General features: G+C 57.9%; 21 protein-coding genes and 4 pseudogenes. 13 read left to right on the top strand and 12 right to left on the bottom strand.

The features are described from left to right. Positions 1-2 precede the first annotated feature (2 nt). The 7 genes from AC07V0_RS17430 (at position 3) to AC07V0_RS17460 (ending at position 6927) form a co-directional block, all read left to right on the top strand. Positions 3-758, top strand: a complete 756-nt coding sequence (locus tag AC07V0_RS17430; protein WP_095966166.1) for a class II aldolase/adducin family protein — start codon at positions 3-5, stop codon at positions 756-758. Then, the gene (locus AC07V0_RS17435) at positions 755-1684 is read left to right on the top strand and encodes a 2-hydroxyacid dehydrogenase (RefSeq protein ID WP_495019740.1); all 930 of its coding nucleotides are present in this window, start codon (positions 755-757) and stop codon (positions 1682-1684) included. The genes AC07V0_RS17430 and AC07V0_RS17435 overlap by 4 nt, the downstream gene beginning before the upstream one ends. 22 nt (positions 1685-1706) lie before the next feature. Further along, positions 1707-2945 carry a Zn-dependent hydrolase gene (locus AC07V0_RS17440; protein ID WP_495019800.1) on the top strand — a complete coding sequence of 413 codons (1239 nt, stop codon included), beginning with the start codon at positions 1707-1709 and terminating at the stop codon, positions 2943-2945. 176 nt (positions 2946-3121) lie between these two features. Continuing rightward, positions 3122-4450, top strand: a complete 1329-nt coding sequence (locus AC07V0_RS17445; protein WP_495019741.1) for an MFS transporter — start codon at positions 3122-3124, stop codon at positions 4448-4450. 80 nt (positions 4451-4530) lie between these two features. Beyond that, positions 4531-5856: an OprD family porin gene (locus AC07V0_RS17450; RefSeq protein WP_495019742.1), complete on the top strand. Its 1326-nt coding sequence runs from the start codon at positions 4531-4533 to the stop codon at positions 5854-5856. Between the two features lie 60 nt (positions 5857-5916). Beyond that, positions 5917-6306 carry a RidA family protein gene (locus AC07V0_RS17455; RefSeq protein WP_495019743.1) on the top strand — a complete coding sequence of 130 codons (390 nt, stop codon included), beginning with the start codon at positions 5917-5919 and terminating at the stop codon, positions 6304-6306. A 3-nt stretch (positions 6307-6309) separates the two neighbouring features. After that, entirely contained in the window at positions 6310-6927 is a 618-nt protein-coding gene (locus tag AC07V0_RS17460) for an RraA family protein (protein WP_095966172.1), read from the top strand. A 231-nt stretch (positions 6928-7158) separates the two neighbouring features. Here the strand turns inward: AC07V0_RS17460 and AC07V0_RS17465 are convergent. The 4 genes and pseudogenes from AC07V0_RS17465 to ocd all read right to left on the bottom strand — a co-directional run. Next, positions 7159-7728: pseudogene (locus AC07V0_RS17465) on the bottom strand (DUF3422 family protein); the annotation flags it as partial. Positions 7729-7742: 14 nt separating this feature from the next. After that, positions 7743-7985 (bottom strand): hypothetical protein, encoded by a 243-nt coding sequence (locus AC07V0_RS17470; protein WP_495019744.1) that lies wholly within the window; start codon positions 7983-7985, stop codon positions 7743-7745. An 83-nt stretch (positions 7986-8068) separates the two neighbouring features. Further along, positions 8069-9007, bottom strand: coding sequence for a citrulline utilization hydrolase CtlX (ctlX, locus tag AC07V0_RS17475; protein ID WP_495019745.1), 939 nt, complete (start codon positions 9005-9007; stop codon positions 8069-8071). Positions 9008-9041: 34 nt separating this feature from the next. Next, positions 9042-10094, bottom strand: coding sequence for an ornithine cyclodeaminase (gene ocd / locus AC07V0_RS17480; protein WP_495019746.1), 1053 nt, complete (start codon positions 10092-10094; stop codon positions 9042-9044). Between the two features lie 185 nt (positions 10095-10279). Between ocd and AC07V0_RS17485 the strand changes: the two genes are divergently transcribed. The 3 genes from AC07V0_RS17485 to AC07V0_RS17495 all read left to right on the top strand — a co-directional run bounded on the left by AC07V0_RS17485 (position 10280) and on the right by AC07V0_RS17495 (position 12761). After that, a complete protein-coding gene (locus tag AC07V0_RS17485) occupies positions 10280-10702 on the top strand; it encodes an Lrp/AsnC family transcriptional regulator (RefSeq protein WP_095966223.1) in 423 nt (140 codons plus the stop codon). 365 nt (positions 10703-11067) lie between these two features. Continuing rightward, positions 11068-12486, top strand: a complete 1419-nt coding sequence (locus AC07V0_RS17490; RefSeq protein ID WP_495019747.1) for an amino acid permease — start codon at positions 11068-11070, stop codon at positions 12484-12486. A gap of 23 nt (positions 12487-12509) precedes the next feature. Beyond that, positions 12510-12761 (top strand): transcriptional regulator, encoded by a 252-nt coding sequence (locus tag AC07V0_RS17495; protein WP_095966224.1) that lies wholly within the window; start codon positions 12510-12512, stop codon positions 12759-12761. A 544-nt stretch (positions 12762-13305) separates the two neighbouring features. On the opposite strand, the gene AC07V0_RS17500 is transcribed toward AC07V0_RS17495, so the two are convergent. Then, complete coding sequence (locus tag AC07V0_RS17500) at positions 13306-14178, bottom strand: DNA-binding protein (RefSeq protein ID WP_495019748.1); 873 nt, start codon at positions 14176-14178, stop codon at positions 13306-13308. Between the two features lie 78 nt (positions 14179-14256). On the opposite strand from AC07V0_RS17500, the pseudogene AC07V0_RS17505 reads away from it, so the two are divergent. Both AC07V0_RS17505 and AC07V0_RS17510 read left to right on the top strand, forming a co-directional pair. Continuing rightward, positions 14257-15402 (top strand): annotated as a pseudogene (locus AC07V0_RS17505) (site-specific integrase). Positions 15403-15896: 494 nt separating this feature from the next. Then, positions 15897-16130: pseudogene (locus AC07V0_RS17510) on the top strand (GGDEF domain-containing protein); the annotation flags it as partial. Between the two features lie 268 nt (positions 16131-16398). On the opposite strand, the pseudogene AC07V0_RS17515 reads toward AC07V0_RS17510, so the two are convergent. Next, positions 16399-16941: pseudogene (locus tag AC07V0_RS17515) on the bottom strand (aminoacyl--tRNA ligase-related protein); the annotation flags it as partial. A 162-nt stretch (positions 16942-17103) separates the two neighbouring features. On the opposite strand from AC07V0_RS17515, the gene AC07V0_RS17520 reads away from it, so the two are divergent. Further along, on the top strand, positions 17104-17970 hold the full coding sequence (locus AC07V0_RS17520; RefSeq protein ID WP_018925936.1) for a patatin-like phospholipase family protein: 867 nt from the start codon (positions 17104-17106) through the stop codon (positions 17968-17970). Positions 17971-18046: 76 nt separating this feature from the next. Here AC07V0_RS17520 and AC07V0_RS17525 read toward each other — a convergent pair whose 3' ends face one another. The 6 genes from AC07V0_RS17525 to AC07V0_RS17550 form a co-directional block, all read right to left on the bottom strand. Then, positions 18047-19465 carry an aldehyde dehydrogenase family protein gene (locus AC07V0_RS17525; protein WP_305408926.1) on the bottom strand — a complete coding sequence of 473 codons (1419 nt, stop codon included), beginning with the start codon at positions 19463-19465 and terminating at the stop codon, positions 18047-18049. A 12-nt stretch (positions 19466-19477) separates the two neighbouring features. Continuing rightward, entirely contained in the window at positions 19478-20518 is a 1041-nt protein-coding gene (locus AC07V0_RS17530) for a homoserine dehydrogenase (RefSeq protein ID WP_495019749.1), read from the bottom strand. Between the two features lie 115 nt (positions 20519-20633). Further along, positions 20634-21071, bottom strand: coding sequence for an Lrp/AsnC family transcriptional regulator (locus AC07V0_RS17535; protein ID WP_018925939.1), 438 nt, complete (start codon positions 21069-21071; stop codon positions 20634-20636). Continuing rightward, positions 21068-22456: a threonine synthase gene (thrC, locus tag AC07V0_RS17540; RefSeq protein WP_495019750.1), complete on the bottom strand. Its 1389-nt coding sequence runs from the start codon at positions 22454-22456 to the stop codon at positions 21068-21070. Before thrC ends, AC07V0_RS17535 begins: the two co-directional genes overlap by 4 nt. Positions 22457-22474: 18 nt before the next feature. After that, positions 22475-23365: a LysR substrate-binding domain-containing protein gene (locus AC07V0_RS17545; protein ID WP_495019751.1), complete on the bottom strand. Its 891-nt coding sequence runs from the start codon at positions 23363-23365 to the stop codon at positions 22475-22477. Positions 23366-23416: 51 nt separating this feature from the next. After that, positions 23417-24853 carry an amino acid permease gene (locus AC07V0_RS17550; protein WP_064617930.1) on the bottom strand — a complete coding sequence of 479 codons (1437 nt, stop codon included), beginning with the start codon at positions 24851-24853 and terminating at the stop codon, positions 23417-23419. Position 24854: the final 1 nt, after the last annotated feature.

Here is a 24854-nt window from a genome sequence, read left to right on the forward strand (position 1 = left end):
ACATGTACACACCTGACAACATTACCCCCACCGAGTGGAAGGCACGTTGCGAGCTGGCGGCACTGTATCGGCTGGTTGCGTATTTTCGCATGACTGACCTGATCGACACGCATATCACCCTACGCATCCCGGGCCCTGAGCACCACTTTCTGATCAACCGCTACGGCGTGATTTTCGATCGCATGAAAGCCAGCGACCTGGTGCGCATCGACCAGCATGGCCAGGTAGTGGGCGGTGCGAACGAGCGTACCCGGGTCAATGCCGCAGGCTTCGTGATCCATTCGGCGATCCACATGGCGCGCCCGGATCTCAATTGCGTGGTGCATACCCACACTGCGGCCGGTATGGCCGTCGCCGCCCAGGAACAAGGTCTGCTGCCGATCAGTCAGCATGCATTGAAGTTCTACGGCAAGTTGGCGTACCACACCTATGAAGGCATCGCGCTGTCGCTGGCCGAGCGCGAACGACTGATCGCCGACCTGGGGCCACACAAGGCCATGATCCTGCGTAACCATGGCCTGCTGGCAGCCGGAGGCAACGTGGCTGAAGCCTTCCACGAAATTCACTTCCTGGAGCGCGCCTGCCAGGCGCAGGTCGCGGCACTGGCCGGTGGCAGCCAGTTGGTCTACCCCAGCGAAGAGGTCTGCCAACATACCGCAGAACAGTTCGGCCGCGACGAAGCCGAGGAAATCATGGGCCTGAGCTGGAACGCTGCCTTGACCCTGATTGAAGATCAGCGCGAGTCCTATTGCTCATGAACACTATCGTATTGCTGTCACGCGACAGCATCTTGCTCGGCCAGCTGCAGGCGGCCTTTGCCCGCCAGGCACCGGATATCCGGGTGGTGCTGGCCGACGACCCGGCCGCCAGCCAGGCGCAAGTCGCGGCGTGCTGGTTTCCGCCGGCCAACAGCTTGGGCGCGCTGCCCAATTTGCAACTGGTGCATTCGGTCGCCGCGGGCGTCGACCACTTGCACACCGATCCAAGCTGCCCGAACTTGCCCGTGTGCCGCGTGGTCGATCCCGCGCACCGCCAAGGCATGACCGAGTATGTACGCTGGGCAGTGATTCACTATCACCGACGATTCGATCAGGTCTTGCAGCAACAGCCTGACCAGCTCTGGCGGCGCCCGGTACAGATTCAGGCCAAGGACTTCAAGGTCGGTGTGATGGGCCTGGGCTCGCTGGGCGCAGCCATTGCCGAAGACCTGGCCAATGCCGGCTACAGCGTTCGCGGCTGGGCGCGCAGTGTCAAACACATACCCAACGTGGTGTGCCACAGTGGCGATTTGGCGTTCAGCAGCTTTCTAGAAGGTCTCGATCTGCTGATCAACCTACTGCCGTTGACCTCGGCGACCCGAGGCATTCTCTGCACTGAAACCTTCCAGGCACTGGCGCCGGGTGCAGTGATCGTCAACTGCGGTCGCGGCCAGCACGTGCGCATCGACGATCTACAACAGGCCTTGGGTAGCGGTCAGCTACGCGGCGCTGTGCTGGACGTCTTCGAGCATGAACCCCTGCCGGTCGATGATCGCCTTTGGCGCATGCCCGGGGTGATCGTTACCCCGCACATGGCCTCGGCGGCGTCCCACGACTGCATTGCCAGCCAGATCGCCGAAAACGCACGCCGGCTGGCGCGAGGCGCCCCCCTGAACAACCTGGTCGATACGTCCCTGGGCTATTAAGACACGTGACAAGAGGTGAATGATGAAAGTATCCAAGGTCAACGGTGAGCGCCTGTGGGGCAGCCTGATGGACATGGCCAAAGTTGGCGCCACCGAGCGCGGTGGCAACTGTCGCCTGGCCCTTTCCAGGGAAGACCTGGCCGGTCGCGAGTTGTTCATGGGCTGGTGCCGTGAGGCTGGCCTGAGTATCGGGTTCGACGCCATTGGCAACCTTTTCGCCCGCCGCGAAGGCCAGGACAACAGCCTGCCGCCAATCGTCATGGGCAGCCACTTGGACACCCAGCCAAAAGGTGGCCGCTTCGATGGTATCTACGGCGTGCTGAGCGGACTGGAAGTGGTGCGTTGCCTGAATGAACAAGTCATCGAAACCCGCCGGCCCATCGAAATTGCCGTGTGGACCAACGAGGAAGGTGCGCGCTTTACCCCGGCCATGTTCGGCTCGGCGGTGTTCACTGGCATTCTGCCGTTGCAAACGGCATTGGATGCCCGTGATGCCAATGGCATCAGCGTCGCTGAGGCCCTGACCGATATAGGCCAGAGTGGTGAACTGCCTCTGCAGCGAGCCTTCGATTCTTACTTCGAAGCCCATATCGAACAAGGCCCAATCCTGGAAGACAACGGCCTGCCGGTGGGTGTCGTCACTGGCGGCCAGGCAATCTGCTGGCTGGATGTGCAGGTTGGCGGTATCAGTGCCCACGCCGGCACCACACCCATGCCGTTGCGCAAGGATGCCCTGTTCGGCGTCGCGGAAATGGCCAGCGTGCTGGAATCCATCGCCAGAGACTTCGCGCCCAAGGGGCTGGTCACAGTGGGTCAGCTGGAGATAGCCAAGTCATCGCGCAATACCATCCCTGGCCGGATCAACTTTACTGTGGACCTGCGTCACCACGAAGACCAGCAGATTGCCGCAATGGAGCAAGCCGTATACGAGCGCTTGCAAATTGTTGCCGACAAGCGCGGTTTGAGTCTGGCGATCAGTCGTCACTGGCTCAGCCCGGCAACACCTTTCGATGCCGATTGCGTTGCCGCTGTGCGTTCGGCGGTCCAGCTGCTGGGTTACCCCCATCAAGACATCGTCAGCGGTGCCGGGCATGACGCCATCCACCTCGCCGGACATTGCCCGACCACGATGGTCTTCATTCCCTGTGTCGGTGGCCTGAGCCACAACGAAGCCGAAGACGCCTTGCCTGACGATGTCCGCATGGGCTGCGACGTGCTGCTCAATGCGGTACTGCAGCGAGCTCAGCACCTGAGCGACTGATGATGCAAGTAACACCGAACCTCTGAGGTCGCGTCATCCACACGACCTCGGAGGCAGGGCCCGCTTGCGCCTGAAAAACAATAAAACCGATCTCGAGCTACAGCACCACCGTTACTCACACTGCCAACCAATAAATCAATCCACTGAGCCCGACGCTCAACTTGGAGAAAAAAGGCATGAACAGCTCCGCGTGCATCCAGACCGCTACCCCGACGGTCGAACCCAGCGTCAACATGAAAAAAGTCGCCGTCGCCAGCGTCATTGGCACCACGGTGGAATGGTACGACCTGTTTGTTTTCGCCACCGCTTCGGCCCTGGTGTTCAACAAGATTTTCTTCCCGGCGTTCGATGCCTTGATCGGCACCCTCCTGGCGTTCGGCACCTTTGCTTCGGCTTATGGTGCACGCATCGTCGGGGCTGCCTTGTTCGGCCACTATGGCGACAAGCTTGGGCGCAAATCGATGCTACTGATTTCGCTATTGACCATGGGCGCGGCAACCTTTGCCATCGGTCTGTTACCGGATTACGCCAGCGTTGGCATCTGGGCACCGATCCTGCTGTTGACCCTGCGGATCATTCAGGGCCTGGCCCTGGGCGGTGAATGGGGTGGTGCGGTGTTGATGGCCGTCGAGCATGCCCCCGCCAATCAGCGTGGCTTGTATGGCTCATGGGTACAGATCGGCGTGCCGGCCGGTACCATGATTGCCAATCTGGCCTTCCTCGCGATCGCCTGGCTCCTGCCCGCTGAAGACATGCTTGCCTGGGGCTGGCGCATCCCGTTCCTGGCCAGCGCGCTGCTGATTGCCGTGGGCCTTTACATCCGCCTCAACATCACCGAGACACCTGCGTTCCACAAGGCTCAAACCAGCGAGCCGCAAATCAAGCTGCCGCTGGCCGAAGTCTTCAGCAAATACTGGAAGCAAGTCCTGCTCGGCGGCGTGGCAACCATGTCGACCGGCGCATCTTTCAACATCATTGTCGCCTTCGGCCTGACCTATGGAACCCAGACCCTGGGCTTCAGCCGCACCATCATGCTCAGCGTGGTGCTGGCCTCCTGTGCGCTGTGCATCGTGCTCTTGCCAGCCTTCGGCGCACTGTCTGACCGCTTCGGCCGCAAGCCGGTGATCATCGCCGGCATCGTCGGTGAGGCACTGGTCGCCTTCCCGATGTTCTGGCTGATGGATACTCGCGAGCTGCCGCTGGTGTTTCTCGGCTATGGCCTGTTGATGACCGCGTTCGCCGCCAACTACGGGCCCATCGCAACCTTCCTCGCCGAGCTGTTCGGTACCCGTGTGCGTTACTCCGGCCTTTCGGTGGCTTACATGCTTTCCGGGCTGCTGGGCAGCGCGGCCACGCCTATCGTGACCACGGCCCTGCTGGCGATGACTGGCAAAGGCTCGTCAGTGGCCTGGTACCTGATCGGCTCTGCGGTCATCTCCCTGATTGCCCTGTTGTTGCTGACCGAAACCTTCAAGCGCGACTTGAACGCCGGGCGGGCTGAATAGCACCAAGTGAGCCATAACAAAAATAAATCCACCTGCACTTGATCCTGCTGCCATTCCCGCACCCTCTGGATTCGTACACCATGGAAAAAAATCTGCACCTTTTTGGCATGAGCGCCGGCGCCTGCCTTTTGACCCTGAGCCAGGTCGCTTCAGCTGATTTCATTAGCGACAGCAAGGCCACACTGGGCCTGCGTAACTTCTACTTCAACAACGACTACCGCGACCGGCCTGGCAGTGCCGGTCAGAGCAAGACCGAGGAATGGGCGCAGGGGCTTATGCTCAATTACACCTCCGGTTTCACCGACGGCACCCTCGGGTTCGGCGTCGATGCACTGGGGCTGGTGGGGCTGACACTGGACAGCGGCCAAGGCCGCCATCGCGGCAGCTCGATGATCCCGAGTGAAGGTGATGGCGCTGCCGATGAATGGAGCCGCCTGGGCTTGACCGCAAAAGCCCGTTTGAACAAGGCCGAAATACGTTACGGCACGCTGACACCCAAGCTGCCGATCCTGATAGCGAACGACGGTCGCCTGTTGCCACAGACCTTTGAAGGCGGCCAGATCACCAGCAACGATCTCGACAAGCTGACCTTGACCGCCGGCCGTCTGGAGCACGCTACCGGGCGTGGCTCTAGTGATAGCACCGGGTTGGTGGTCAGCGGTGGGAGTCAGGAGAGCAACGAGTTTCTCTTCGCCGGTGCCGATTACAAAGTCACCAAAGATCTGACCGCCCAGTATTACCTGGCCAATCTCGAGGATTACTACATCCAGCATTTTTTCGGCCTGCAGCATGTATTGGCAGTGGGCGAAGGCCAGTCGTTGAAGACCGACCTACGCTACTTCGATACATCTTCCGACGGTGCCAACAGCTCAGCCAGCGGACGGGCTGAAGGTTACCGGGTCGGCGGCTATAGCCGAAACGGTGCCGGTGAAATCGACAACCGCACCTGGAGCGCCCTCTTCACCTACAGCCTTGGTGGCCACGCGTTGACCGGCGGTTACCAGAGCGTTTCCGACGGCAGCAACTTCGTCCAGCTCAACCAGGGCTCCCTGGTGGACAAAGGGGCCGGTGGCGCAAGCCTGTATCTGTTCACCGACCGCATGCTCACCAGCTTCAACCGGGCCGGCGAACGTACCTGGTTCGGCCAATACGCCTATGACTTCGTCGCCTCGGGCGTACCGGGTCTTCGCGCGTCGATGGTTTATCTCAAAGGCAGCCAGATCAAGACCACTTCTGGTAGCGATCAGCAGGAATGGGAGCGTGACCTGGCCCTGGATTACGTTATCCAGGACGGCACGTTCGCAGGTCTGGGTTTCGGTTGGCGCTATGGCGTTCTGCACTCCGAAGCCGACGCCAATCAGGACCAGAACCGCTTGTTCGTGAGCTACACCCTGGCATTGTTCTGATGCCACCGGCCCGCCGCCCATGCCGGGTCGGCGGGCCCCTATTCTCAGCGAGGTTCATTCATGAAGCGTATCCAGGCAGCACCCGGCACAATCGGCCCGGTCGGTCCTTACTCCCAGGCAGTGGTCAGCGGCCATCTGGTGTTCACTGCCGGTCAAATACCCGCCACAGGCGGAATGGACCAGCAACCCGAAGGCTTCGAAGAGCAAGTGCGCCAAACCTTGCGCAACCTGGAAGCCATCCTGATCGCGGCAGGCTCGGACTTCGATCACGTGATCAAGGTTAACGGCTATCTCACCGATCCAGCTCAACTGGAATCCTTCAATCGGGTCTATACCGAGGTGCTCGGCCATGCGCCGCCGGCACGCACCACAGTCTGCGTGGCACTCTGGGGGGTGGCACTGGAAATAGATTGCGTGGCCGAACTCATTGATTGCGCGCCGCAGAGGTAAGCCATGAACGCCACTACTCAATTGCTTGAAAAACTCCATCAGGTCAGCTTCGCCACCCTCGGGCATTTGCTCGAAGACGGCTTTGTCAGCACCGAGATTCGCTCCATGCTGAGCGCCGTCAAAGTGGTAGGTCGTGCCGTGACGCTGAGCGTGATCGATGCCGATGCCATTGCCGTCAACCGAGCCTTGGCAAGCCTTCAAGACGGCGACGTGCTGGTGATTGACATGAACGGTGATCGACGTCACGCCTGCGTCGGTACAGTCACCGCCTGTGCGGCTCGAGCGCGAGGCGCCAGAGCCATCGTGGTCGATGGCCTGGTGACCGATATTCTTGAACTGCGCGAAGCCGGACTGCCCGTTTTTGCCCGTGGCACCAACCTGCTGACCACCAAGCTGCACGGCAACGCCGAGAGCCAGTTGAATGTGCCGGTGCAGTGCGGCGGGGTTCAGGTGCACCCGGGTGATCTGGTGCTCGGCGACGATAACGGTTTACTGATTCTTGGTAGTCAGGCACTCGCCGCAGTCATCGACCAGGCACTGGCCAGTGATCGTGCAGAACCCGGTCTGCTGGATCGCCTTGAAGCCGGAGAGTCAATAGCATCCGTACTGCGTGTTCAGTGATTGGTTGCTTGTAATGTAGCCGACGATTCTGGTGCCGCGAGTCAACATGGAGTGGGCACCTGGATCGGTCAGTGAGACCTGTTTATCCAGCGATTTGGTTCTCCGGCCCGGCTGCTAGTTCTGTGTAACGTAGAAGCAGCGTACGACGGCTAAGGAGCGATGCGTATCTTCACGAACAAATTGACACCCCCCCCCCTGAACGATTTAGCCAATCTGTTGCGTCGACCGGTTCAACGATAACGAGGCCATCATCCTATAGGTCTCGATTTCAAGCAGGCGGCGTATCATCCGCCCCTGACGGTAGGCGTTCAGGCGCCGGTTGACGAACAACATGTGGTTGTTGCTATCCTCGCTCAGGCGAAAATCACTCCAGACCATTGCATCGCCACCACCTACACAAGAACCGCTCGGATCCTTGAAGCCATAACGGGACAGATCCAGGCCGGCTTCACCACGCACTACGATCTGCACAGAGTTGATCCGCGCCGGCAAATTCACTTCAACCTTTGACGCCAGCACCTCGGGCAGCGTTGTCCAGGACAAGTCATCACAAGATGAAGTGACCACCAGCGTCAGGGTGAAAAACTCGGCATGGCGCTCCCACTTCAGTGCATGGCCATCGAGTTGGATAATGCCTTGGGCGGCATTCAGGTCCAGGGCGCCAGGGCAGCATTGTTCAAGGAATGCATTGCACGCCTGATCGCTGCCGAGGAAGGCCAGATGAAACACATGGGCCGGCTCATCGAAATACAGTGACGGGCGCGCGTGTACCGATGCCGTTGCCGTTGCCGGCGCTGTCACTCACAAGCTCCGGTTCAGCTATGCAGATGAAATCTGCTCGGGATAGTAGCGCCGGGCTTGTTCGACCGAGATGTATTGTTTTTTACATCATCCTGGATAGCCTCCAGGCTCCGCGCTTTTGCCGGCCCCCAACCACCGCCGCTGGCAGTGACCAGACGCAGCAAATCGACTTTTTCAAGCTCCACATGATTGGCTCGACTGAAGCGCTCGGTTGGCCCCTGTGCGCGAATGACCTTGAGCATCAACGTCGCGAACACGCACCAAGGCCTCGACAGCTCCGCAAGCTAAAGACCATCATCACCACCTGACAAGGGTGGGGATGATGGTCGTCTCGTTGAGGTTACTTTCGAGGAGACAGGTGGATACCAGCGATCATGCAGCGAACAGAGCCTCCGGCCATTTCAATGGTCGGAACGTCCAACGGCACCAACCTGGCCGACCGCTCGATACGTTGACGCTGCTCTGCCGAGAGGCTGTTGAGGGCTCTGCGCGAGAGGGCCAGGATTCGACCGTCTCGACCAGAGAGCTCGATTGCGTTGCCGGCAAACTCGTTGATCTGCTGGTTGGTCAGATCGATGACATCTCGACCTGACTCCATCAAACGCATACGAACCTCTTCAGCACGAGCCTTTTTCGTGAATGTGCCGAAACCCACCAGGGCGAATTCAGTCGCGACACACATCAAGACGTTGGTGTGATAGATCGGCGCCCCTCTCTCGTCCGCCGTGTCGAACACCATGGGCTCGAAGTTGAAGTGGGTGCTGAACCGCTCCAGGGCAATCGGATCAGCTCGGTTCGAGCGAGCCGTGTACGCCACCCTGGACATGTGATCGAACACCATGGCCCCGGTGCCCTCAAGGAACAGCTCATCCTGTTCAAGGCCCGAGTAGTCGATCACGTCCTGAACCCGGTACTCCTGCTTGAGCATCTCGATGACATCGGCGCGCCTCTCCCGACGGCGGTTCGGTGAGTACATCGAGTAGATCGCGATGTGACCACCTGGGTGGGTCGAGAACCAGTTGTTCGGGAAGACGGAGTCCGGGGTGTTTTTCTCGCCGAAGTCATCAAAGAGATGAACCCGCACACCCTCAGCTTCCAGCCGCTCTGCGGCCTGAGTGACCTCATCACGCGCAACCTCAGAAAGGGCATGCGCAGCGATATCAGAATTTGAGCTCTGGAAGGAGTTATCTGCAGCCGTTTCCGGGTTAGGGGTGAAGGCGTGTGGCCTGACCATCACCACTGCAGCAGGCGCTTGAATCGAACGCGTTGGAAATGCCATCAAGAAATACCGATATAGGGGACTGATTTTAGAGTTATGCAACGCGTCGAATGCGTTTTTTGGCGGCGCGGCCACGGGTGTGGCTGAACAGGTCTTTCGGGTCGTCCTCTACCCATGGAACGAGATCAATCTTCGTACCCATCCCACGTTTTTCAGCCTGTTGAAGCACGTAACGCAGAACCGAATAGTCTTCGAGAGCGAAGCCCACGGAGTCGAACACCGTGACCTGTTCTGCGCTCTGACGGCCTTCCTGATCACCCGTGAGCACACGCCACAGGTCGATGACGGGCGAGTCGGCTTCGAGCTGCTGGATATCGCCTTCAATGCGGGTCTGCGGCTCGTACTCCACAAAGACCCTGGACTGGCGCAGGACGTCGGTATGGAGCTCGGTTTTACCCGGGCAGTCACCGCCAACGGCGTTCAGGTGCATCCCCGGCTCGAGCATCTCGGGCGTGATGATGGTCGCGTAGGCCTTATCTGCGGTGACGGTGGTGATGATGTCCGCCCCCCGTACCGCCTCGGCAACACTCTGCGCACGGGTGATTTTGAGCTCGGGGTACTCCTGGAGATTCCTGATCAGTTTCGCCGTCGCGAGAGGATCGGTGTCGTATGCAACGATCTCCTGGATACCCAGGTGCTTGTGGAAGGCCAGTGCCTGGAACTCACTTTGAGCACCGTTGCCGATCAGCGCCATCTTTCGAGCGTCTGGACGGGCAAGCGCTTTGGCGGCCATCAGCGAAGTTGCGGCGGTACGCAAGGCCGTCGCAATCGTCAGCTCAGAAAGCAGCACGGGGTAGCCTGTGTTGACATCAGCCAGCACCCCGAATGCCATCACGGTATGGAGGTCTTTGAAGGTGTTGGAGGGATGGCCGTTTACATACTTGAACGCATATTGGCTGTGATCCGCCACGGGCATTAACTCAATCACCCCGACATCTGAATGGCTTGCCACGCGGGCAGACTTGTCGAACTCCGGCCAGCGCTTGAAGTCTTCGCGAATAACCTCGGAAAGCTCACCCAAGAACTGAACTACGCCAATGTCATGAACCAGGTCAGACATCGTGGGGACGTCGATGAAATGCGTCATTGCTAAGCACCTAAATAAGTGCGCCCGCCTTGAAGTAGTGCTTAGCGGGCGCCAAGTAAGAGTTCTTGCCACCTCCAAAATTCTGATGAAAGGCTGATACAAAATGAAGCGTACAGGTTGCCATATTTTGCAGTTTTCTAGACACTTTGCTCACTAAAAATAGCAATCTGGATAGCGTGCGTATGATGGACAACATTGATCGGGAGCTCATCGCTCTACTGCGGGACAATGCCCGCACCCCTGTTATGACGTTGGCCAAGAAGCTGAGGGTCGCTCGGGCCACTGTGCAGAATCGCCTCACCAAGCTCGAAGAGAGCGGCGTCATCATGGGCTACACGATCCGCCTTCAGTCCGATGCGATAGAGCGAGGGGTCAGGGCAATCACCAGTATTGCTATCAGTGGCCATCATGCCGCCGAGGTCAAACACGCACTACGTGGGCATCCCGCCGTAGTCGCCATCCATACCACCAACGGCCGATGGGACCTGATGGCAGAGCTTCGGGCCGAAACACTTGAGGCCTTTGACAAGGCGCTTAACACCATTCGCTCCATTCAGTACATCGACAACACTGAAACCAGCATCCTGCTGTCGACCTTCAAGATGTAGTCCGAATTGGGCCACTCGTACCTTGTTTTGCGCGACTTATCAAAATGCAACAAAGGTTATGCAAAGTGATAAGCCAGACCTTCGCGCATAACATTTTGTAGCGTTCCGGTTGACAACTATGGCTGGCAAAATGGGCACTTCTGGGCGACCGGGGCAGGATCCAACAACGGCAACAAGCACACCGCGTCTCTAGAGTTCAATCACCTGACAGTTTGGTCAGGCCCTTGCGCTGGAATTTGCTTTTCTCGTCTGCGTATTAACCAAACCCTCCGTTTTATGAGGTGCAACATTACTTATGCCCACATAAATCACCTTCCATAAGGAAGGAGGTAGAGGTTTTCTCAGAAAAAAATAAGAGGTCAGTTATGCATCAAACCTGCAACTCGCAAGACGCGACTCACGGCGACGGACGAACACTTAAAAGGCGGCTGGAAAATCGTCATATTCAGCTGATTGCCATCAGCGGCGCCATCGGCACGGGTCTCTTCATGGGATCAGGGAAGATGATTGCGCTCTCCGGATCCTCAATCATCCTGGTCTACGCGATCATTGGGTTCTTCGTCTTTTGCATCATGCGGGCGATGGGAGAAATGCTTCTCGCCAACCTTGAAATGGGCTCGTTCGCAGAGCTTGTCCACCATTACCTCGGGCCACGCGCAGGATTCATACTGGCCTGGTCGTACTGGCTCAGTTGGGTGGTAGTCGCCGTCGGTGACGTGGTGGTAGTCGCAGGGTTCCTTCAATACTGGTATCCGAACCTACCCACATGGATTCCAGCCTTCAGCACCATGTTCCTGCTCCTGGTACTCAACATGCTGGCCGTGAAGGCTTTCGGTGAGGTGGAGTTCTGGTTCGGCCTGATCAAAATCATCGCCATCGTCGCCCTGGTCGTCACCGGGTTGGTGATGGTGGCCACGTCCTACACGTCCCCTGCCGGGGTAACCGCGTCCTTTAGCCACCTGGTAGCGCCCGGCGTCGTGATGCCGCATGGCATCTTGGGTTTCCTTGCTGGTTTCCAGATCGCCATCTTCTCGTTCGTTGGCACAGAGCTTCTCGGCACCGCCGCAGCTGAAGCCCACAATCCGGAGAAAACGCTGCCCAAGGCCATCAACACCATCCCTCTGCGCATCCTGCTGTTCTACGTCACTGCGCTTGCATGCATCATCAGCGTGATCTCCTGGGCCAACGTGCCCGCAAACCGCAGCCCCTTCGTCGAGCTGTTCCTGCTGGGCGGCCTGCCGGCTGCCGCTGGGATGATCAACTTCGTAGTGATGACGTCGGCGGCCTCCTCGGCCAACAGCGGCGTGTACTCGGGCTCCCGCATGCTCTACGGCCTGTCTCACAACAAGCAGGCACCGCAGGCCTTCGGACGCCTATCGGGCTCCGGCACACCGGCCCGCGCACTGGTGTTCTCGGGCCTTTGCATGGCGATCGCGCTGACGCTGCTATTCGCCATCCCGGACATCATGGTGATCTTCACCCTGGTTTCGACGATTTCGGCTGTCATGGTTATCGTCACCTGGTCGTTGATTCTGCTGTCGTACTTCGCCTACCGCCGCAGCAACCCCGAAGCCCACGTGCGCTCAACCTTCAAGCTCCCTGGTGGCAAGTTCACGGCAGGGATTTCCCTGGCGTTCCTGATGTTCGTCCTGTGCCTTCTTGCACTGGAACCGGATACCCGCACCGCCCTGTACGTGATGCCCATCTGGTACATCGGCTTGCTGCTTGCCTATCGCTACAACGCGAAAGCGACTGTGTACCCGATAGCCACCACAGCCTCTTGAGATATTGAGAAAGGAAGATGCGAGTGAGCTCATCGACGTCAGGCATCAAGCTCGACCCTGCAACCAGAAAGAGGATCAAGCAGGCCGCTGCAGTTCTGGATCGAACACCGCATTGGTTCATGAAGAAGGCTGTGCTGTATTGGCTACACCGGATCGAGGACGGCTCAAGCGCATCAGACCTGCTGAACGAGGTGGACATCGACGCTGATAACAGCCACCTCAGTCAACAGAAACTATTGAACGTTGACCAGCCAATGAAAAAGACCGTGGAATAGGCACCTCGTAAATGACCAGCGACGACCAGGATCAGCAAGCCCCAAATCAATCTTGCGGACCGACCATCAAGGATTAAGACAATTTGCTCAATGGAGATGGGGGTTAGGTTTCTTGAACGAGTCATTTAACCCTCCAATCTCTATGCGAGTCACATTTAGCTCCCCAGAGCCTTGGACTCCCTCAGTGACCACACATTCGTTTAGATGCCGGAACTGAACGGCCGGATTGGGTTAGCTGCCGTTCACAGCGCACAGCTGAGTGAAGCGGCGATTGGCCTTCTCGCATATGAGTCGTTCCTACGCGGTAGCATATGAACGGTAAGCATTCGACCAAGTCACCCTCTTGATATCAGCGTTGGGGCTCCAATCGACCATCAGTGATATCCACGGCCTCGTCGGAGAACTCTCAGGTTAGCTTCTCAATCAATTTTTCAACAATCTCTCGGTCGGCTTTCTCGCGCCAATCGGGGTCTTCCATATCGAATTTAAAACGGACGCCAATGATGTCCGCGGGGATTCCCACAAACTTGGTGTCGCCTTACCTTCAGGGATTGGACATTGACGCCGCAGGTTTTCGGGATCTTGGCTTACGCTTGGGCGCGGGAGCCTGACGTAGCTGCGTCAGTTGCTGCTCCAGCGTTTCGGAACGAGCCTGCTGTGCTGCAGCACGTTGCTGGGTCCGACTGAGCTCGTTTTGAGTCGACTCCAACCGCCGTTGCAACTGCTCGACATGCCGCCCGGCCTCCTTGAATTGGGCCGTCACGGCTTTGCCCTCCTCCCGGGCGCGGTCGACCTCGCGGTGCGCACGATCCTCCACGCCGCGGACGTAGCTCTCCTGCACCACGCGTTCCTGCTCGGCCTTGAGCCGCAGCGCCTGCAGCTCCTGCTGTAACGTCTGATGCTGCCGCTGGGCTTCACGGCGCTCGAGCAGCAAATCTTCACGCTGCTGCAGCAGGTCCTCGATCTGCGTCTGGCGCTGAGTCAGCAATAGTTCCAGGTCGGCCAGGCGCAACTCGACCGCCTGGCGCCCGGTCACCGCCTCTGCCGCCTGCTGGCGAAACTGCGCCGCATCCTGACGCGCCTGGTCTTCGACGGCCGCCACCCGCTCGCGTTCGGCATCCAGCACCAGACGCTGCTCATCCATAGCCTGTTCGACTACGCCTTGCGCCAGATGGATGGCTTGCTGCCAAACCGCGACAAAGGCCTGCGACACCTCGGGCGGCAAGGCTGGCAGACGGGTCTCGCCGCTCAGCCGCTCAGCCAGTTGCCCCCACCATTGATCGAGCAGGCCACCGACCCGCGCCGGGCTGCCGCGGCCCAACTCCAGACGCACCCGCTCGACCGTCGGCCGCTCGCCGCGGGCCAGCACCGCATCCGCTGCAGCGAACACCGCGTTTTCCGGCACCCCTACTGCCATGCCTCACCTCCGGGTATATTAGGTCTGATAATGGAATGTTATCCGTCGTTATTTTCCGACTGCTGAAATTTCAGTCCGATGAACGTAATCAATACTACCGATCAGTTGCCAATGGTCGACGAAACGCCGCTGGACCTGCATGCCTTGGCGCTCAACGCCCAAGAGGCCCCAGCGGCCTTTATCGCCGCCGGCACCGCGACGAATACCGTGCGCAGCTACCGCAGCGCCCTGACCTACTGGTCGGCCTGGTTGCAGTCGCGCTATGGCCAGGCGCTGGTCGATGCGCCACTCCCCGTTACCGTGGCCGTGCAGTTTGTCCTCGATCACCTGGCCCGGCCGCTGGAAGACGGTAGCTGGACACATCTGCTGCCGCCGGCGATCGACACGGCGCTGATCAACGCAAGGATCAAAACCAAGCCAGGACCGCTGGCGTTCAACACGGTCAGCCATCGTCTGGCCGTGCTGGGCAAATGGCACAGGATCAACGAGTGGGAGAATCCATGCGACGCCGCGGCGCTGAAGACCGTGCTGCGTGAAGCGCGTAAGGCTCAGTCGCGTCAGGGTATGAACGTGCGCAAGAAGACCGCGATCGTGCTGGAACCGTTACAGGCGCTGCTCTCTACTTGCAACGACGGCGTGCGCGGCATTCGCGACCGCGCCCTGTTGCTATTAACCTAGAGCGGTGGCGGCCGACGCCGCTCGGAAGTGGTGGGCCTGCAAGTGGGCGATGTGCGCAAACTGGATGCCGACACCTGGCTGTATGCCCTGGGGGCGACCAAGACCGAGACCGGCGGCGTACGCCGTGAGATGCCACTACGCGGCCCTGCGGCGCAAGCACTGACAGCTTGGCTGATGACTGCGCCAGCGCAGGCGGGCCCGCTGTTTCGACGGCTGTATAAAGGTGGCAAGGTCGGGACAGCAGGCTTATCGGCTGACCACGTGGCCCGTATTGTTCAGCGCCGGGCCAAGCTTGCCGGATTGGAGGGTGATTGGGCGGCGCACAGCTTGAGATCCGGCTTTGTCACTGAGGCCGGGCGTCAGGGCGTGTCACTGGGTGAGGTCATGGCCATGACCGAGCATCGTAGTGTGAGCACAGTGATGGGCTATTTCCAGGCCGGCTCGCTGCTTAGTAGCCGAGCGACCGCGTTACTGCCGCCGTCTGAAACAGCCGTGGCAACGGAGTCACACGCAACGAGTGTCACTACCGAAGACAATACCGCGTAGTACCGCTTCTGCAGCTAAAGGCACTACCACTCTGCCGATGCGGCCGAGCAATCACAGATAGTGACGCGCATGAAATATGAGACTGGCCCACGTGCATCTGCGACGCCGCCTAGATACGGAAGATTCGCCTTTTTTTCGAACCTAGATAAGGGTGATGCCTCAACTCAAAAAGAATTTGGCGGGGAATGTTGGCGTTACCGGTCGAATCGGACACATTTAGATTTTTCAGCAGTAAACTGCCACCCGACCGCTCCTTGCACCGCGTCCGACTCTGGTGCAGCAAAAAACTACCCTGGGGGAAATAACAATTCTTAGGAGCGCCGCTTGCCGAATAGGTGCGCAGGGATAGATTCAGCGGCCTGAGAGCAAACCCCCGTTCAGAGCCGATATGCACCTCTAGATCACATTGCACGTCATTTCCCCAACCATGCAGCTCATAAACGCCCCATTGATCATGAAAAGCGGTCCAAGCCTGTTGAACGGGCGGAGAAGAGTTCGCATTGATCTGCCCGGACAGCGAATCGAACGATACGAGCCGGCTGGCAGAAAAGCTTAGAGTGCTGATAAGCGCCCTCCCATTTGACGAGGCAGGAGAGGTTACTTGTAGCTTCGGCGTTGCAACGTGGGTTCCATCGGAATCGTTTGACGCCTTCATTCGGCGTGCCGATACCGCTATGTACAGTGCTAAATCAAGTGGTCGTGATCAAGTCCAACTTGCGAATCCGTAACAAACTGACTATCGAGTTGTCACTACACAAGATTGTCAGTCCCCGCCACAAAACCACATGACGTACCCATTGCCATACATTAAGAAAATGTCTGGCCTGGCGTTCGGAAGCTGTGCTGTAACAGTACCGGGAACGCACCTTCCAAACTCCGAAGTCCAAGATTGATCACGGAAACGTTCACAGCGCCGACTAGCTGAGCGCTGGCCCCCTGCTTTTCTCAAGACAGTGATACACATCAACTATGCCAGCCCCTGAGGCCTATAGGCATTTAACGAATGATATCGACACCGCCCATGTAGGGTTTGAGCACCTCCGGCACACGGAGGATCCGTCGGCCTCCTGGTAGTTTTCCAGTACCGCGACCAAGGTGCGCCCCACCGCCAGCCCAGAACCGTTGAGGGTGTGCACCAGCTCCGGCTTGCCGGTTTCTGGGTTGCGCCAGCGCGCTTGCATACGACGGGCCTGAAAGTCACCGCAGTTGGAGCAAGAGCTGATCTCTCGGTATTTATCCTGAAGCACCTGCCTCACTGCGAAAGCATCGGCCGTAGGCGACAAATTTGAAGGGCAATCGTTTTGCATCGAGAATCTGCCCAGCCGCCAGATTGGTCAATGGGACTTCAGAAGTAGGGATCAGATAGAAGTCTCCGCTGATTTCACCCAACGCTACATGGTCTTTGATCTCGAAATAGAACACACGCGGAGTGCCCCAGCGGCGAACTTCTACGTTGTCATCCTCATCGGAGCCGATTGGTACGCTGGCGTCCGGTAGGTTGGGAACGGCCAGAACGATATCGTCCAGTTCTGCCTGAAGTCTCGCAGTAGAAGTACGCTCCGTTACGCATTGATCCCGTGGGATTCGGCATCGTCCGGAACTACAAGCTTACGACGGCTCGAGCATATGGCGAGCCGCCCAAAGCATCACCACCCCACCAGCTACACTCATTCGATACATTTCCGCACCGAGACTTCGACCATGGCGACCAAAACCGCAATCGTATTCGCTGGCGGCGGCAGCTTGGGTGCAGTCCAGGTGGGGATGTTGCGGGCCTTGGTCGAGGCCAATGTTCGATTCGACATGGTGGTTGGCGCTTCGGTAGGCGCTATCAACGGTGCCTACTTTGCCGCAAGGCCCGATTCCGATGGCGTCGAGGCGCTCGCCGGATTCTGGCGCGGGCTGAGTAAAACGGACATCTTTCCCCTCTCCTGGCTCGATACCTGTAGAGGACTGCTCAAACGGCGTGGTTTTCTGTTGCAGCCGGCGGCCTTGCACCGATTGCTGGGTCAGGCACTGCCCATTCATCGCATTGAGGATGCGGCGCTGCCCCTGCACATCGTCACCACCGACCTGCTCAGTGGCGCCGAGACGGTGCTGTCCAGTGGCGAACTCGAGCAGGCGTTACTGGCCAGCGCTGCTATCCCACTGGTGTTCCCCTGCGTACAAATCGCCGATCGGTTCCTGGTTGACGGCGGCGTGGCAAGCAATACACCTATTTCGACTGCCGTAGCCTTGGGAGCCAGCAACGTCGTGGTCATCCCCACCGGGGTCAGTTGCGCCCTGACACAACCGCCCCGAGGCTTGGTCGCCTTGGCCTTGCACACCGTCAATCTGATGAGCATGCGCCAACTGGTGAGCGACATCGAACACTTCCGCACGCTCACCAGCCTGCACATCGTCCCGCCCTTGTGCCCTGTGGATGTCTCGGTGTTCAACTTCGACCAGACCGAGTCTTTGCTGCAGCGTGCCTATGAGCAGACCCTCCGGTGGCTGGAACATGGGGGGCTCGAACGCACCAAGGTACCGGGTGCCCTGACCATCCATTCACATGCCCATGAGCATTGAGAAAAAACATCGGGTGTCACTGGACGAGCAACTTCACCCGATGTAACGGTCGACGGTAATTAGCTACTTTGATGGCTCAACCCATTTCATTGATGCAGACCACTTTAGGCTGCGTCATGTCCTCATAGGCAAACCGGACACCCTCTCGCCCCAGACTTCCGTACTTGAATCCACCGAAAGGCATGGCATCAAAACGATAATCGGAAGAGTCATTGATCATCACGCCACCGGCTTGAATTTGCCGCGCCAATTTCAAGGCCTTGGAAAGATCACGTGTGAAGAGTCCCGCATGCAAGCTGTACTCCGGAGCGTTGGCTAGAGCAACAGCATCATCCAGGTGGTCAAAAGGCTCCAGGATGACAACCGGCGCGAAGACTTCCTGCTGCCAAATCCGACTGTTATGGCTTACACGCTCCAGCACGGTCGGCGCATAGCTTCCCACTTCACGATGGTGCCCACACAGAAGAACGGCCCCCTCGGCCAGTGCTTCATTCACCAACTGTTCGGTACGACGGGCCGCCTGTTCTGTAATCATCGGGCCTACATCCGTTGCTCGCTGGTCAGGATCACCCACTACCAAGGCACGCGTTTGGCTGACAAACCGCTCACGGAAGTCCTCATAAATTGAACTATGTACAAGGATGCGTTGAGTGCCGATGCAATTCTGCCCTGCTGCCCAAAAGGCGCCAGACACACAGGACTCAACAGTCGGTTCGATATCGCAATCTTCAAGCACGAGAACCGGGGCATTTCCTCCCAGATCCATCGCTAGCTTCTTCAACCCTGCACTACGAGCGATGGCCTCACCTGTGGCAAAACCGCCCGTAAAGGAAATCATCCGAACTTCACGAACCTCCACCAATGCTTTACCCAGATCGACGCCACCGGTCGCCGGGGTTACCACAGACGGAGGCAGACCCGCTTCCACCAGGCACTCAACCAGCTTGAGAGCAGACAACGGTGCGAGCTCTGAGGGCTTCAGGATCACAGCATTACCACCGGCGATGGCCGGGCCAAGTTTATGGGCGACCAGGTTCAGCGGATCGTTGTAGGGAGTGATCGCGACAATAAGCCCCAACGGTTCCCGAGTGAACCAGCCCTGGCGCGATTCGGAGCCTTCATATGCCTCAAATGGAATCACTTCCCCAGCGTTACGACGAGCCTCTTCCGCCGATAGCTTCAGCGTGTTCACACAACGCTTCACTTCCTTCTCTGCTTGTCGCAGCGTCTTCCCGGCCTCTGCAACAATGAGTTTGGCAAACGCTTCAGCCTCAAGCTCTACACGCCGGGCTGCCTCCTCAAGAATGCGCGCACGCAGGTGACGAGGCATTGCCGCACTCTCACGCACGCCAATTCGCGCGCGTTCCAGCAAGCCAGGAACTGCGGCGGCATCGAGGCAAGGGACACTGCCCACCAGGCGACCATCGAATGGACTGAACACATCAATCTGTTTGGCTTCAACAAGCTGGATACTGGCCATGCTGGATACGCTCATGACTATCTCCTGTTATTTGCCGTGGGCGGAGTGGATGGCGACGATGTCCGACAGCAATGCGAAGGCTGTTTCGATGCGCCCTGCCCCAGGCCCGGACACCGTGACAGCTCCCAGCAGTTCGGTCTTGAATGACACTGCATTCGTAGCGCCGTTGATTCCGGCAAGAGGATGTGAGTTCGACAGTAAGCGAGCCTCGACACTCGCTCGAACCGAGCCATCCGCTTCACGATCGGCTGAGCCAATCAGTTTCCAGCTCGCGCCATTGGCACTTGCCTGGGCAATATCTTGTGCGCTGATATTGCTGATACCCGAGCACGCTACATCGCTGACATTCAGTCGTGCGTTGAGCAGTTCGTTGGCCAGGATCACCACCTTGAGGCGTACGTCAAACCCTTCCACATCGGCGGTTGGATCTGCCTCGGCGTAGCCGAGTTGTTGCGCTTGTACGACGGCATCGTTGAACGCCAGGCCGTCTTTCATCCGGGTGAGCACGTAGTTGGAAGTGCCGTTCAGGATGCCTTCGAAGCCTTGCACGTTGGCACCCGCCAGAGCCTGCCTGGCCAGACGAATCACGGGGGTGCCACTCATCACCGCCCCCTCGTATTCGAAGGCGACCTGGTTGCGCCGGGCCAACGCTTTGAGCTCGGCACCGTGCAGCGCAATAGGCCCCTTATTGGTGGTCACTACATGAATGCCGCTTTCCAAGGCCCAGCGGCAAAAGGTAGTGGCAGGCTCGCCATCCACCGGATTGGTGAAAGTGGCTTCAGCGATGATGTCTGCACCGGAATGCTTGATCACGGTTTCGTTGAAGGCCTCAGCATTGCCGCCGGGCAGTTGAGCGAATGCGCCCTTCTCAACCGGCAGCGCCACCAACTGCTTTGCATCCAGACCGTCTTTGGCAACGATTGAGCCGAGGAACAGATCGGTGACACCGACAATTTTAATGGTGAAGCCGAGGGCCTCTTTCCACTCGGCATTACAATCGGCGACCAATTGGGCGAAGCCACGGTTCACGCCACCAAACCCTACCAACGCAATTTTGTACTCAGTCATAAACGCTGTTCCTTTATTGATGTTGTTCGTTAGGAACATCCTAAGAGCCGGGCTTTGGCAGTTGAATATGGCAGAGTGCTGTATTAATTGAGCGTTTTGCCCAAGCACGATGTTGTCAAAACACCGCAGAAAGGACGAACGATGTCACGGTGTTTTCCACCCCCGGCATGGCCGCGATTTCCTTCCACACGAGATGGACGCGTTCAGGTGTGGCGGCATTCACACGCAGCATTAAATCGAACTCACCACTGAGTACTTCACATTGCACGACTTCGGGAATGGAGCGCAGCGCAGTCAGTACTTCTTCGCCACGCATGCGGTCGTAGCGGTAGACAAAGATCACCGCGCTGATAAGCGACGTAGGCCGCCGCGACTCACCGAGAAGAACCGTATAGCCCTGGATCGCACCGTCGCGCTCAAGACGCTCGATGCGCTGGCGCACCGCATTGCGCGATAAGTTGATCTTGGCACCCAGTTCGATATGGGCTATTCGCGCATTGGCGGTAAGTTCGGCCAGTATGCGTTCGTCCAACGGATCTAGAATGCGCTTCATGCAGACCTCTGCAGCGCCAGACGAAGAGCCTGGCACAGACCGTCAAGATCGCCCTTGGCCAGGTACGGTGGTTGCGCGCGCACCTCGACAGTGCTCGGAACGCTTGCTTGCCAGACGCCCAGTTCGGCCAACAGCGCCGCTGACTTGGCCGGCGCAATTTGCCCGAAGGTGACCATCGGCGCGCCCAGGCTGCGTCGATGAAGCCTGCCGGCCAGTACACCGACAGCGGTGTGAGGATCGATGGCCGAGCCTGTCTCTCGGAACAGTTCGACTACTTCATCGCGCACCTGGGATTCGTGTACGGCATAGGAATCGAAGAGTACTCGAGCACGCAGCCATTGCTGGTTGCCGATGCTCATTTCTCCGCAACTTTCAAAATGCTCCATCAGTGCTTTTGTTGAGCAGCCATCGTGCTCGTAAATCTCCCAGATAAACCGCTCCAGGTTGGAAAACAACGAGAAGTCCATCGCCGGCGACACGGTTCGATTAGTCATCCGGGTGGAGTACCGATTGCAATGAAAAAACTGGTGCAGGGCATCATTGCTGTTGGTGGAAATGATCACCTGATTGATCGGTAATCCCATTTTCTGCGCAATGTAACCAGCGTAGATTTCGGCCGAGCTGGCAGCTGGAACGCTAAAGCCAACGGGACGCGAGCCACCGCCCAGTTGCAAGGCTGCGTGGAAGTAAAAAACGATCTGGGCCAGGACGCCGATCCAATTGGTCGAGTTGAAACAGACCGGCAACACTCCATCCAACGGCCACTCGCGCAAGAGTCGGGAGACCAGCGTCTGGCAATCATCGAAATTACCGTCAACCGGAAACAGCTGAACCCGCTGCGGGTCGGCTGCCTGCAAGGCACTGAGTTGCTCAGGTGCAAGCCCGTCGCGCGGATACAGTATTGCCATGCGGGCGGTCGGGCAGTTAGCAAAGGCTTCAAGCGCCGCGACGCCGGTATCACCGTTAGTTGCACCGACCACCAACGCTTCTTTACCGATCTCCTTCAGGAAATGGTCGACCAGGCGCGACTGCAATTGCGCGGCGAAATCCTTGGAAGAACCGGTCGGGCCATGAAACAGCTGGAGTATCCACTCGTTGTGCCCGATTTGCTCAAGCGGCGTAATAGCGCGGTGCTTGAATTGTTGATAGCTGTCACTGAGCAAGGCACGCAGGGTGCTTTCGTCTATGGAAGAGCCGACAAAAGGCGAAATCACTCGCCAAACCAACTCATCAAACGGCAGCCACGACCAGCCAGCAATCTGTTTCTCGGTAAAGACAGGCAAACTGGCTGGGACATAGAGACCACCATTTTCGGCGAGCCCCGACAGAACCACACTGCGAAAATCAGCACGCATGTCGCCGCCGCGAGTGCTTACATAATCCATGGCAACTCCAAATCAGTTTTACAAAAGGCGATGGGCTTGCGCCACCAGCCAGGTAGAAAAATGTGCGGCATCAGGCGAGAGCGCTTCGTTCTGTTCGTGCACCAGATAAAAGGATTCGCTTGCCTCGATTCGGTGATTGAATGGCGCAACCAATTGCCCACTCTTAAGCAAATCCTCGACCACCGAAGACCGTGCCAGCGCAACGCCCTGCCCCAATTCGGCCATGCGGATGGTGGAAATCAGCGTGTCAAACTGAAGGCCACGGGAGTAGTCGACGTCGTTTGCTCCAACTCGCTTCAACCAGTAACCCCAACCTTCTTCGTACCCCAACACGTGAAGCAGTGAATGGTTCATCAAGTCGCGAGGCTCATGTATGGGTGAACTGGCCATGAGCGTTGGGGAGCAAACAGGCTGAAGGATGTCCCAAGTCAATCGCTGAGCGTGCAAGCCCGACCACTCACCGCATCCCCAGCGAATCTCCAGGTCATCCTCGCCGTCCGGTTCTTTCACCCAAATATTGCTGATATATCGAATATCAATCTGGGGATACTCCCGACAAAAATCTGCGAGTCGGGGGGCCAACCAATAGTGAAGAAAGGAAAGGCTGCCACGCACCTTCAAATGTCTTCGATTGCGCTGGCCGAAAATCTCGTTTGTGCCGACTGCAAGGCGACTGATCGCGTCTTGTACGACAGGCAGGTACGACTGCCCTTCCTCGGTCAAGCCAAGTCCTCGAGGTAAGCGCTTGAACAGCGCCACACCGAGGTGACTTTCTAACTGACGGATCTGCTGACTCACAGCCCCTTGAGTCAAATGGAGTTCTTCCGCCGCGTGGGTAAAATTTAAACAACGCGCCGATACTTCGAATGCCCTCAACCAGTTCAAGGGTGGTAGTGACTTTTGACTCATCGGCGCAACCTCATCAGGGCTTTAACTATGCTCAATCATTGCCTGAGAAACTCACACGGTGCCAGAGGAATGAACAGCGGCGGCTAAAGCCAATCGCTCTGCTCTCTTGTTTCGAGTGACCCAGTAAACGAAATAACACCACGCGATAAAGGGCAGTCCGAAGTAAAGCGCCACTCGCTGCTCAGGATCAAAAGCGATACCCACACAGGCCAGCAAGCAACACAACAGTGCACCGATAGGCACCCATGGATAGCCGCGTACACGGAAATGCAGGTCTTCAACTCGTCCGCCATTAGCAACGTATTGACGACGGAACGCGATCTGGCTGGCAGCAATGCTCATCCACACGACTACGACCGCCAGACCGGAAATGGACACCAAGGCCAAGTAAACCGTATCAGGGGCAAACACACTGCTGAGCAGAGAAGCCACTGCGCCCGCCATACTAAGCACGATGGCGTTCACCGGTGTGCCACGACTGGAGAGCCTGGCGTAGCGCTTAGGCATATGTCCTTGATCGCTCAATGTCCACAGCATGCGCGATGCTGCATACAGCCCCGAGTTAGCGGCGGAAATCAGTGCCGTAAGAATGACGAAGTTCATAATGTCGGCAGAGTATGGGATGCCAATCAGCTCAAACACCATGACGAACGGACTTTCTACGAGCCCCGCTTGCTCTCGTGGCAGTAACGTCGCAAGGACGAAAATGGTCCCCACGAAGAACAGCGCCAAACGTACCACTGTCGTGCGGATTGCCTTGGGCACGCTCGTTTGTGGATCTTGCGCTTCACCTGCCGCAATCCCGATCAGCTCAGTTCCCGAAAAGGCGAAGGAAACAGCCAGGAGGGTCATTGCAATGGGTAGAAATCCGGTGGGAAAAAGCCCCTCACGTGTGAAGTTGGAAAGTCCCGCACCCTGCAAACTCTGTACTTGAATAAGACCGAAAATTGCCGCTCCGCCGATCACAATGAATGTGATAACGGTCAGCACCTTAATCAGCGAAAGCCAAAACTCAGTCTCCGCAAACCACCGAACGGAGACAACATTGCTTGAGAACACTGCGATGGCAAATAGCGCGCTCCAAATCCAGACGGGTGTATCAGGAAACCACCGAACCATCAGAATGCCCGCAGCTGTGAACTCTGAACCGATAGCTACTGCCCAAGTGAGCCAGTATAGCCAGGCCACTGTATAGCCTGTGCCTGGGCCCAGGTATCGCGTTGCGTAACTACTGAAAGATCCGGTTTCTGGCATCTGTACAGCCAACTCACCGAGACAGACCATGACTAAATACACCATCACTGCACCGATGATGTAAGCAATCACTGCACCGAGTGGCCCTGCCTGATTAACCGTGTAACCGGAGGTAAGGAATAACCCCGTACCGATCACACCGCCCAGTGCCAACATAACGATGTGGCGTGTTTGCATTTCCTTTTTGAAACGCGAGTTTGGGTCGGACTGATTATCTTTAATATGCGTGGACATA

Source organism: Pseudomonas sp. GW821-FHT01E10 (genome assembly GCF_059422365.1).